Source organism: Psychromonas sp. MB-3u-54 (assembly GCF_002836415.1).
Classification (GTDB): domain Bacteria; phylum Pseudomonadota; class Gammaproteobacteria; order Enterobacterales; family Psychromonadaceae; genus Psychromonas.
This window is the reverse complement of sequence record NZ_PJBP01000184.1, coordinates 62549-73711: the sequence shown is the minus strand read 5'-3', so window position 1 is coordinate 73711 and position 11163 is coordinate 62549. Positions and strand designations below refer to the sequence as shown.

Annotated in this window: 9 protein-coding genes; 2 read left to right on the top strand and 7 right to left on the bottom strand. The window is 41.1% G+C overall.

From position 1 onward, the window contains the following. Positions 1-28: 28 nt before the first annotated feature. Complete coding sequence (locus CXF72_RS18635; protein WP_101041285.1) at positions 29-1705, bottom strand: ATP-dependent endonuclease; 1677 nt, start codon at positions 1703-1705, stop codon at positions 29-31. A gap of 255 nt (positions 1706-1960) precedes the next feature. Here CXF72_RS18635 and CXF72_RS18630 point away from each other — a divergent pair, with 255 nt between their 5' ends. Further along, positions 1961-2320, top strand: a complete 360-nt coding sequence (locus CXF72_RS18630; RefSeq protein WP_101041284.1) for a hypothetical protein — start codon at positions 1961-1963, stop codon at positions 2318-2320. A 55-nt stretch (positions 2321-2375) separates the two neighbouring features. Here CXF72_RS18630 and recQ read toward each other — a convergent pair whose 3' ends face one another. The 6 genes from recQ to plsB all read right to left on the bottom strand — a co-directional run bounded on the left by recQ (position 2376) and on the right by plsB (position 9819). Next, a complete protein-coding gene (gene recQ / locus CXF72_RS18625; protein WP_101041283.1) occupies positions 2376-4184 on the bottom strand; it encodes a DNA helicase RecQ in 1809 nt (602 codons plus the stop codon). A 149-nt stretch (positions 4185-4333) separates the two neighbouring features. Next, on the bottom strand, positions 4334-4855 hold the full coding sequence (gene hemG, locus CXF72_RS18620; RefSeq protein WP_101041282.1) for a menaquinone-dependent protoporphyrinogen IX dehydrogenase: 522 nt from the start codon (positions 4853-4855) through the stop codon (positions 4334-4336). A gap of 3 nt (positions 4856-4858) precedes the next feature. Then, the gene (locus tag CXF72_RS18615; protein WP_101041281.1) at positions 4859-6325 is read right to left on the bottom strand and encodes a TrkH family potassium uptake protein; all 1467 of its coding nucleotides are present in this window, start codon (positions 6323-6325) and stop codon (positions 4859-4861) included. A gap of 4 nt (positions 6326-6329) precedes the next feature. Next, the gene (locus CXF72_RS18610) at positions 6330-6953 is read right to left on the bottom strand and encodes a YigZ family protein (RefSeq protein WP_101041280.1); all 624 of its coding nucleotides are present in this window, start codon (positions 6951-6953) and stop codon (positions 6330-6332) included. Between the two features lie 77 nt (positions 6954-7030). Next, entirely contained in the window at positions 7031-7441 is a 411-nt protein-coding gene (locus CXF72_RS18605; RefSeq protein ID WP_101041279.1) for a rhodanese-like domain-containing protein, read from the bottom strand. After that, the gene (gene plsB / locus CXF72_RS18600) at positions 7435-9819 is read right to left on the bottom strand and encodes a glycerol-3-phosphate 1-O-acyltransferase PlsB (protein ID WP_101041278.1); all 2385 of its coding nucleotides are present in this window, start codon (positions 9817-9819) and stop codon (positions 7435-7437) included. Before plsB ends, CXF72_RS18605 begins: the two co-directional genes overlap by 7 nt. 759 nt (positions 9820-10578) lie before the next feature. Here plsB and CXF72_RS18585 point away from each other — a divergent pair. Then, positions 10579-10935, top strand: coding sequence for a diacylglycerol kinase (locus CXF72_RS18585; RefSeq protein WP_101041277.1), 357 nt, complete (start codon positions 10579-10581; stop codon positions 10933-10935). Positions 10936-11163: the final 228 nt, after the last annotated feature.

The window sequence follows — 11163 nt, the reverse complement described above, 5'->3', positions numbered from 1 at the left end:
TGTTTTAGCAGAGGCGGGATTGAATCTCTTAACCTGACTGGCTTCGCGCAAGCCCGACAAGGCGGGAAAAAAGACGTTTTAGCAGAGGCGGGATTGAATCTGTGCCCCGCTCCTCAACCGCACTGGCTATCGCTAATCCTAATCCTGGTTTAGAATATCGATGGACCGCTTTATCAATAATTTTATGGGTTGTAATACGGGCTAAATCTTTTTCAGTATAGTTTGCAGCTTGAAGATAAACATTGGCGAAACCATTATCAAAAAACAGGTGTTCAATATCCACAGCGGGTAAAACTACCAGACGATTAACTAAAGAATCCTTCACCAATAACATCTCTGCAACCCGTGCTGCATATTTTTGCCCGGCCGTATCACCGTCGGTTAAAACCAGCCATTCAATATGTAAATCTTGTGCTAACTTAATCAATGGCGCGACACCGCATTGTGCAAACTCAATAATCTGTACGCCTTCGACAACAAGATTGTAACCGCATAAACGCGATAATTCCGTCAATAACCAGGTTTCTGTCTCCCCTTCAACCAACAGCCAGGAACGGGCAAACAGACTCTGCGGTCTGGTCATGCGCACATGAAAAGCAACACGGCGTAAATCGTTTTGGGAAAAGTTTTTCAGATTTAATGAATAACTGTGGGTCAAATCAGTACTACGCACTAAACGCTGAACACAACTTAATGGCAGGAATGACAATAACTGACTTGAATTGGTACTGACCAATTTTTGCATAGGTAATAATGAAAAAAAACGCCAGGTTATGGCTAAATTAACCGGATGAAGGTTATTTTCCGGCTCTTCAAGTAATAAAATAGGCGTCGCCCCGCGACGTAATAAGTGTTCACCTCTGACCTCTAAGAACTCGCCAAGTACCAGTAGTAACATAGCTCGATCACTTTTGTGACCCGTTTTTAAAAGATCATTAAAATGAGTCAATGCCTGAAAAGAAAAAGGCGGTCTCCCCTTTGTTTCATTCTGGGTATCACTTTGGTGAAAATTAGATCGGCCGTAATGTTTTAATAGATAATGATCAAAAAGATAAACTAAAGCTTGATAACCCATCTTCATTTCTGATTCGGACAATTGCTGAGATGACTTATTTAAGCGTTTAAAAATACGTTTGATCCTTGCTTCACAGGACTCTCTTTTACTGCAATATTCTAGATTCCCAGTCTCTTCTGCAGTGACCATCAGAGCTCGTTCACTGCCCATGCGCAGAGCGGGAACGAAGGAGATAAATTGATTCACCAAATTAGCTAATACGTCTTTTTCAAATGATTTTTTGTGACCATGATTATCTAAAAAATAACGCTGAGTGATAATATTACCGGATTCCGTGATGCTGCCATCTATCTGGTAATAAATATAACTCCGCCCCTCTTTGGGTAGATTCCAGGCGGCACTGATACTTTTATATTGCCTTTGTAATGACTCGTCACTCGCCTGTTCCTTAAAGGTAAAAACCAGATGGATCAACTTACAGTAGCTAACGTCTGAAATTGGAGGCCGGTGAAAATCATCACGCGTAAATTTATAAGCTTTTTTAGTGCCCGATAAAAAAAGTGATAATGCATCAAAAAGACTCGACTTACCCCAACTATTTTCTCCCAGAAAAGCACTTAAACTTTTAACATTAATCGACAAACGATTAATACCTCGAAACCCGACCACCTCTATTTGATCTAAGAGCATAATTATCCCTATAAATTAAGGCCTACCTTAAAAATATCAGAACCCGCCCATAAGGCAAATCCTAAATAAAGATCAAAAATGTGATCTGCTTCAACTGACAATGTAACAAGTTTATTTTTTGACTATTTAAGGCTTTTAATTTGACCTAAACTCATTAGAATAACCACATAATAACCATGGCATAGGATGGTTATATTTTATCAAGCAAGATCAACGCCATCAGCCTTTTCTCCTCTAAAATAGGGTTCTTATTAAATGCAAAACACACACAGTCTCAAGCACTTACCAAGTCAATATGCTATTGATTTTATAGCCGATTATCACCAACAACTTGAACAAAAAAACCTCAATTATCAGCACTTGCTGGGAAAATTAAAAAAAGACCTGTACCGATTAGATTTTATGCTAAATGCGGATAATAAAAGTTGGATGGAAGCAAGAGGCAATGATTATTTAAGAAATCCAAAATTATTTAACTATGCCCCTCTTACCTGTATCTGCACTGTTTTAAGTGAAGTATTTAAAGAGGATGATTTAGCTGAACTCGCAGAAAAATTACCGGAAATCACCTTAAAAAAAGCCCTGATAAGGCTTAATGAATTTAAATTACACTAAATTAAAATAATCCGTTATAGGCGAATTTTGAATCTTACCGCCGTGACTATTTTAGTTATAACTCCTCTGTATATTGTTTAATTAAGGTTAAAAACTCAGCACCGTATTTATTAAGTTTAATTTGGCCAACACCACTGATATTCAAAAATTGCGACTCGGTTGTTGGCATTATTTCGCTCATTTCAGACAGTGAAACATCGCTGAAAATAATATAAGGCGGTAAATCCTGACGATCTGCTATTTTTTTACGTAATTGTCGTAATCGAGCAAACAGCTTATTATCTGAAAAATTCGATAAAAGTCGCTTTTTATCTTTAGATTTAACCAGTTTTAAACGTGGTACTGCCAAATAAAGAGGTTGTTCCGCTTTCAAAATAGGCCTTGCAGCTTCGGTTAACTGCAAGGCAGAACCCCGAGTTAAATTCTGCATCAGCAAACCACAATGGATCAACTGCCTTAAAAGGCTTAGCCAGTACTCCGTAGGTTGATCCTTACCAATGGCAAAGGTAGACAACTTATCATGCCCTAAGCTCTTAACTCGTGCAGTTTGAGCGCCTTTTAGCACTTCAACCACATAAACCAGTCCAAAATGTTGCCCGGTACGATAAACGCAAGAGAGAATCTTTTGCGCATCTTCGGTCGCATCATAACTTTTCGGGGGATCCAGACAGACATCACAGTTACCACAGCTTTTATGACTATATTCCCCAAAGTAATTAAGTAATACCTGACGCCGACAGGTCTGCGCCTCCGCAAATGCCACCATAGTATTTAATTTATGTAATTCAATACGTTGTTGTTGTTCATTGGCATTTTTCTCGAGCAGTGAGCGGACCCGACCGGCATCAGCAGGGTCATAAAATAACATCGCCTGCGCGGGTAAACCATCGCGTCCAGCACGGCCTGTTTCTTGATAATAGGATTCAATATTTTTAGGGATTTCATAATGCACCACAAAACGCACATTAGGTTTATCAATCCCCATGCCAAAGGCGACGGTGGCAACCACAATATCAATTTTATCTTTGATGAATAAATCCTGCACTGTTTGCCGCTCTTCCAGCATCATTCCCGCATGATAACAACGCACCGATAAGCCTTTTATGCGCAGTTTTTCAGCTAATTCTTCGGTGCGCCGCCGGCTAGTACAATAAATAATACCACTTTCATTTTTATGCTCATCTAAATAATTAGCCAACTGATTTAACGGGCGGTATTTTTCAATTAAAAGATATTCAATATTAGGACGATCAAAACTATGAATAGCAATTAACGGATCATTAAACTGCAAACGCGCTAAAATATCCTGCTGTGTTGCATAGTCGGCTGTCGCCGTTAGCGCGGCAAGTGGAATATCAGGAAAGCGCTGTTTTAATTGTCCAAGTAATGCATATTCAGGGCGAAAATCATGACCCCATTGAGAAATACAGTGTGCTTCATCAATCGCAAACAAATTAATTGGCAGATTATCTAAGCGGCGCAGAAAATCCGGCCGCAGTAAACGCTCAGGCGCAATATAAACAAGCTTTAACTGCCCACTGTGCATATCATTAATAACTTGATTTTGCTGCTGATAAGAAAGGCTGGAATTTAGATAGGCGGCGGCAACTCCGCAAGCTCGCAGGGCATCAACCTGATCCTTCATTAAAGAGATCAAGGGTGAAATAACAAAACAGATACCCGGCTTGACTAATGCGGGGATCTGAAAACAAAGACTTTTACCTCCTCCGGTTGGCATAACCACTAAAGCATCACGACCTTCGCAAAGCTGATTAATAATCAGTTCTTGCCCTTCCCGAAACTCATTGTAACCAAAGACATCGAGTAGGATTTTTTTCGCGTTATCGGCGCTTGATTGAGTCACTATGCGGCTGCCTGAGTTAAAGGAAATTGGGTGATACTCGGATTACTTGAAGATAGATCTTCAAGTAATTCGAGTATCAAGTCCCTAGTGTAATTCAGACAGCCGAAAAAATCAGCTTAATAAGTCGCGTGAAGCCATGACAGTGCCATTTACAAAGCAGAAAAATCTTGACTGAAAATCTCCACCTTGGACCAATCGGTTAATTCAATATCCCGACTGCTGTCCGTACTGCCCCCGGTCATTTTCATAATCAGTTGAATAAGCAGGGTTTGCCACCAGTTATAACGGGAGTAAAGCAGAGCGCCCGCAAAGACTCCTTTTAAACGCGGCTGCCATTGGGATAATTGATCAAACTTTGCCATATAGGCATTATTGGCCGGGATCGCTTTTTCCGGCTTACGTGCAGTTAAACAGACGACGAAGAATGCATTAGGTAATGAATCCAGTTGAGTTTTATGCTGATTAACAAAATTCAGCAAATTTTTGCGGAAGTTACCATAACGAACCGAGGCGCCAATTAATACTTTATGGTAAAGACTGAAGTCAATTATTGGCTGGTCATCAATATTTACCAGGGTCACGTCACCTTCAATTAACTCAATAATCCGGTTTATAATTTTCAGTGTTTGTCCATCAACGGATGAATATAATATGAGCGTCTTAATTGTCATTTTTTAATTTTTCCAAAAAATAGGGGTAAATAAAACTAATAATGTAAAAATTTCTAACCGGCCAAATAACATAGCAAGGATCATTATCCATTTAGAAGCAGCACTCACCTCGTTAAAATGAAGCGCGACCGCCCCAAGCCCGGGGCCTAAGTTATTGAGCATGGCGGCAGTCGCAGAAAAAGAACTCAGCTCATCCATACCAGTCAATAATAACGCTAACATACAAACAACAAATACCAGGGCATAAGTTGAAAAGAATCCCCAGATAGCTTCAATAACACGATCCGGAAGCGCATTATTTGCGAGTTTAATTTTAAAAACTGCTTTGGGATGAACCAGCCGCTTGAGCTCACGTATCCCCTGTAAATTGAGCAATAAAATGCGAATAACTTTCATACCGCCACCCGTTGACCCTGCACAGCCGCCAATAAAGCTGGACATAATCAATAGAATCGGAAAAAACGCCGGCCAATTCTGAAATTCGGTTGTCGTAAAACCCGCAGTGGTTGAAATAGAAACAGCCTGAAACAATGCCTGAGAGAAAGTATTTTCAATTGAATCATAAACCTCATGACCCATCAATCCGACAAAACAGACAGTGGTTAATAATACCTGAATAAAAATAAAAGCACGCAGTTCCGGATCTTGCCGATAAATATTAAAAGAGAATTTTCTGCTGGAAAAAGCACTGAAATGCAGCGCATAATTGACCCCGGAAATAAGCAGAAACAGCACAGTGATAAGGTTAATCAGATTACTGTCAAAATGACCGATACTCTCATTGTAAGTTGAAAAACCACCAATAGAAACCGTTGAAAAACTATGCCCGATGGCATCAAACAAACTCATGCCGGCAAGCCAAAATGCGAGCATGCAGGCAACGGTCACAAACAGATAAACATTCCACAATGCCTTTGCAGTTTCTGCAATACGCGGCGTCATTTTTGAGTCTTTTACCGGCCCGGGAGCCTCAGCCCGGTAGAGCTGCATTCCGCCGATACCGAGCATGGGTAAAACGGCAACCGCTAAAACAATGATCCCCATACCACCAAACCATTGCAGCATTTGCCGGTAAAAAAGAATCGATTTTGGAAGCGTATCAAGCTCTTCGATAACCGTTGCCCCGGTGGTGGTTAAGCCCGAGAAGGATTCAAAAAAAGCGGAAGCGGCGTCCATTTCGATGCTCGAACTCATCATAAAGGGAATAGATCCTACACTGCCCAAGGTTACCCAAAAGAGGACAACAATTAAAAAACCTTCACGTACTCTGAGCTCTTTCTTAACATGCCGGTTAGGTATCCATAACAGCAGAGCAATCAATAAGGTCACCACAAATGCAGCTAAAAAATTGCCTCCGTCTTCACCCGCCGCCCCTTCATAGAAGGTGGAGATGAATGCAGGCGGTAACATGGTCAAGCTAAACAAGCCGACTAACATGCCAACTATTCTGATGATGGAACGAAAGGCCACTGAGTTATCTCACTATAAAGGGAATTTTTTTGGCAATGACTTTTCCCTGGGTCAGGGATTCGAGTTTTTCACTAAATTGTTTACACAACTGTTGATCCACTTCAATTGTAGCCTGAATAGACTGCAAATAATCAACTTCTACAATGCGACCTGACAGTGCCGCTAATAAACTTTCTATCTGTGCCATTTGTGCATAATCACAGTGTAATTGATAGTGCTGATAAAAACGTTTCTCGGTCGTTGTGAGCTGTTTTATTAATTGCTGCACCCCGTTCGAATAGGCCCGTACCAGACCACCCGTACCTAATTTTATGCCGCCCGAATAGCGCACCACAACGGCAATAATTTCGCCTGTATGACTGCCCTGCAAAACACTCAATATGGGCTTGCCTGCGGTCCCTTTAGGCTCACCATCATCACTGCGTCCCATGCACATATCGTTATTAGGAGCAGCACCGATATAAGCCCAGCAATGATGAGACGCTGCCTGATGTGATTTTTTAATCTCATGCACATAGGTTAACGCCTGCTCTTTGCCTTCTACACGGGCTAAATAAGTCATAAAACGACTTTTTTTTATCTCCTCCTGAAAAAATAAATTTTCCATCGGGATAAAATACGGCTCCATCACAAATGCCCCCGGGTTAATAAATAAAAAGGTTAATAAATAAAAAGGTTAATAAATAAAAGTCTCGAAGATGATTTTTATACTTTCTTGGTGCACTCAAAACCCGCTGCCTGCCAGGCTAAAAATCCACCAGCAACGGAATAAACATCTTTAAATCCCATCTGTTGCAGGGAGACTGCAGATAATACCGAGCGAGCTCCGGAGCGGCAGAGTAAATAAACAGGTTGCTCCGCCAATATTTCAAGCGTAGAAAAACGGCGTTTAAGACTCTCTTCTGAGCTAATCTTCATCTCTAATACACCACGGGGAATAAGCACGGCATTGGCGATAGTGCCTGCCGCGGTTTCTGCCACTTCGCGAATATCAATCAGCACGGCCTGCGTGCCATCATGCGGTATTTCATGCAGTATGTCATGCAATTGTGCAGCGCTGATTTCCTGCACTTGAGCGCGTAATGACTCGACCAACTCTCTTCCGTTTATTAACATTTTTTTGTCTTCTCCGTATGCTGCAAATCAATTGAGCAGAATGGGGCAAAAAGATCCTGCAATATTTGTCCCTGCGCCTTAGGGACAAAATCAGGGTACTCAGTTTGCATTGTCTGTAAAAACACCTGCGTCACTTTTTCATCAAAAGAATCAATACTCGAGGGTCGACAATTTTCTTTCGCCTGTGCACAGAGAGCCCTATAGTCGACATTTAACCAATATTTGCAGCTCAACAGCGGCGTAAATAACTGCTGATAACGCAAAAATGTCTCCTGTAAATGCTGCGCCAGAACATTGAACAAAACAGTGTCTGCGACACTATACTCGTCCTTCTCGAACTTAAACACACCAATAGCGCGCAATTGTAATAATTCACTCTCGAACAGTCGCGCTATATTAACGGCTGTTTTTAGAAAATAGTCCGCCGCTAAAAAAGGGTAAATTTTTGCTCCGTAATAAATGATATTATCGAAGCTTAAGGTTTTATTGATCCGCATTAAATAGCAGATGGTATGACAAACCAGGCCTGATAAAGCAAAAACATGGACAATATTGTTACGGTAATAGTTTAATTGTAGCGCTTGATTTTTTGAACAAAAAACCAGTTCTCCGTCCTGCTCAAATTTATTCATGCTTAACGCTTGCCGGTAAACGCGGCAATTTTTCTCTTTTGGATAAGTAAGAGAACTATTTTTACTCTTTAACTCAAGTAATTGCTGGTGCTTGCCGAGTAACGCTAAAAAAATTGCTTTTGTAGATTGAAAGTTTTTACTGGCTAACAAAATGGCTGCGCATAAAGGTAATGCGCTCACCGCCGTTGCCTCGTTAATGGCAACCATCACTTGCCGTGCAACTTGTTGTACCTGCATTTTAAACTGTCTTTCATTTATTCCTGCGGTTTGCCAATTTGGAACCTGTTGATTTAAGTGTTTTTTAAGATTAATAGGCTTTCCAAAATTCACAAAAACATGGCCAAAATTACCCAAGTTTTTAACTGCAGTTAATAGTTGCCGGACACTTTCTTTGTCTTTTTTCTGCCCGGATAACTCCTTAATATAGGTACTCACTTCCATTATATGGTCATAGCCGATATATATCGGTACCAGTATCACATTACGTTCAGGTTGCTTTAAATAGGTTTTTAATGTGGTCGCAAGCAGTCCTGTTTTGGGCGTTAATAAACGCCCGGTGCGACTGCGTCCCCCTTCACTGAAAAATTCAATGGGATAACCCTGTTTGCATAACATAGAAAAATAGGCATTAAAAACGGCAGCATAAAGTGGAGAACCTTTAAAGCTGCGGCGTAAAAAGAAAGCACCGGAACGTCTAAAAATCGGACCTAACGGAAAAAAACTCAGGTTTATGCCTGCTGCCACGTGCGGAGCCGCTAATCCCTGTTCCACCAACAGATAGGAAAGTAATAAATAATCCATATGACTGCGGTGACAGGGCAGATAGATAATTTCAGCACCACTTTGATTTGCCTGCCTAACAGTCTCTGCATGATTAACTTCAATTCCCTTGTAAAGGTGGTTCCAGAGCCCTTTTAGAATAAGCCGAAAAACACTTAATAGCGGGTAGGATAAGTTGGCAGCAATCTCAACTAAATATTTCCGGCATTGCAGCTCAATCTGCGGCTCTGTGCAACGCTCTTTTGCCGCTGTAGCGCTAATGGCTTGGCGTAAAAGTGGTTGCTGCAAAACAGCCTCGATCATAGTGCTGCTATTCAGCCGTTTAGGACCCATACTGTAACGTTTCTGATTGGCAAAATAGGTCAGCGCAATTTTGGCAAGCTTATTCGCCGATTGCTTATCATTAGAGTTTCTTTGCTGATCGAGTCGATGCCTGAGAGCCGCAATTGAAACAGGCTTATTAAAGCGGATCAGATGATCTTTGCCATTTTTAAGTACAATATAGATTTTATGCAGCGAACTAACCGGGGGTTGTTCAACCCTATCAAGGCGGGATTTTTTGCCCTGTTTTCCAGGATTTCTTCCCCAGTAAAAAGTCACGGGCAGTAACTGAATATTCAAATTTGGCAGCCTGCGATGTAAATCTAATAACTGCTGATACTTTCTTAAATAGGGTGCGTTTTGTAACGGCGCTTCAGGCGAAAATAAAGCGCCATCTTCAATAAAAATGGTGGCACTTAAATTTTCCTGATCGACCTTTATTGGGCTACAGGGATCCGGTAAACCGGCCTGCAAACAGCAGGATTGCAATCCGAGCAGATCACTTGCACAATTCTGAGCGATCAAATAAATAATAGGCCGACTTAAATCAAGCTGTAATTCTGCCACAGGATCGACCGGTACATAATGATGTTCGACCCAATACTTATTGATAAATTGATGAAAAATCGAGCCTTTTCTCAGCACAAAGAATCCCTATTATTGTTATTGGCTAGGGTACTAATATCAAGAAACAGTGCAAATAACTACCAAAAAAGACAACTGCCCAGCAAAAGAGAAGATAATTCTCAGATTACCAATAAAAGCGCAGGCTGCACAAAAATCATTCTGCGGTGACTAGGGTCTGTTGACCTTTGGTGTGCATTTTTGCAGCAATTTGTGCGTGCTTTATACAAGGCAGAGCTTGCGTTGTGTAGTTATTCTACATAAGCAAGCGATAACGCAGTAGGAAGTGCGCACAAATGCTGCCCTTCGGGTTCATCTAAAAGCGTCCTGCGCTGCGTTATGCGTCGTTTACATAGAATAACTATGCTTCACTCCTCATGCCTTGCTCAGAACACTTTTAGATTGAACAAAATTCGTACTCCAAAGGTCAACAGACCCTAAGGCCTGTTTATCTTCGGGATTGTTTTTGCAGCAGTTAGTCGATTCTTTATACAAGGCAGAGCTTATGCAGTGTCGTTATTCACCATAAATAAGCGATAACGCCGTAGAAAGGAGCTACAAATGCTGCCATAAGGGTTCGGCTAAAAGCGTTTTACTCTTTGTTGCAAGGTATTTACTTAGAATGACTAAGCTGACCACCTCGCGCCGCGATTAAAATGCTTTTATCACCAACAAAAATTAACCACGAAATATAAACAGGCCCTAATGAGCAAGTGATATTACCCTCGCCTTTTGTTAAACTAAGCCCCTCAACAAAACAGCTTACAGGTTTATTTTTTCATGCAAAAAAACACCGGACTCAAACGTATTATTTTAGCCATGGGCTATTCACTACAAGGCTTCAAAAGTACTTTTAAACACGAAGCCGCGTTTCGCCAGGAACTTTTATTAGCCGTTATCTTAATCCCCCTTGCCTGCTTTTTAGAGGTATCTCAAATCGAGCGAATTTTATTAATTACGCCGATTATATTAGTTATAATGGTAGAAATTATTAATTCGGCCATTGAAGCAGTGGTCGATCGAATCGGCAGTGAACACCATAAACTTGCCGGCAGGGCAAAAGATATGGGCTCAGCAGCTGTATTTGTCGCCTTAGGTTTAACCGCTTATATTTGGATTGAAATTCTCTTTTTATAAAGAGATCAGCTTGCGATCCTAAGCATCGCTCAAAAAGTTCCCTATGTTATATTTATTAACGGGAACGAGTTCCCGTTAATACCCATATTACTTCAAGATGCTTTGTCAGGCGCAAGCTCTTCGATCAGAGCAAGACGCAACATGACCTTTCGAGCGATTAACTGCGTTAATCCTCTCGCGGTAGATGTAAATGCAAACATTTACATCTTAAATGGTTATTCCCTTTGC

Excerpts from the sequence above, each read along its gene's own strand:
- CXF72_RS18635 (WP_101041285.1), bottom strand. The coding sequence starts at position 1,705 with ATGCTCTTAGATCAAATAGAGGTGGTCGGGTTTCGAGGTATTAATCGT.
- CXF72_RS18630 (WP_101041284.1), top strand. The coding sequence starts at position 1,961 with ATGCAAAACACACACAGTCTCAAGCACTTACCAAGTCAATATGCTATT.
- hemG (WP_101041282.1), bottom strand. The coding sequence starts at position 4,855 with ATGACAATTAAGACGCTCATATTATATTCATCCGTTGATGGACAAACA.
- CXF72_RS18610 (WP_101041280.1), bottom strand. The coding sequence starts at position 6,953 with ATGGAGCCGTATTTTATCCCGATGGAAAATTTATTTTTTCAGGAGGAG.
- CXF72_RS18605 (WP_101041279.1), bottom strand. The coding sequence starts at position 7,441 with ATGTTAATAAACGGAAGAGAGTTGGTCGAGTCATTACGCGCTCAAGTG.
- CXF72_RS18585 (WP_101041277.1), top strand. The coding sequence starts at position 10,579 with ATGCAAAAAAACACCGGACTCAAACGTATTATTTTAGCCATGGGCTAT.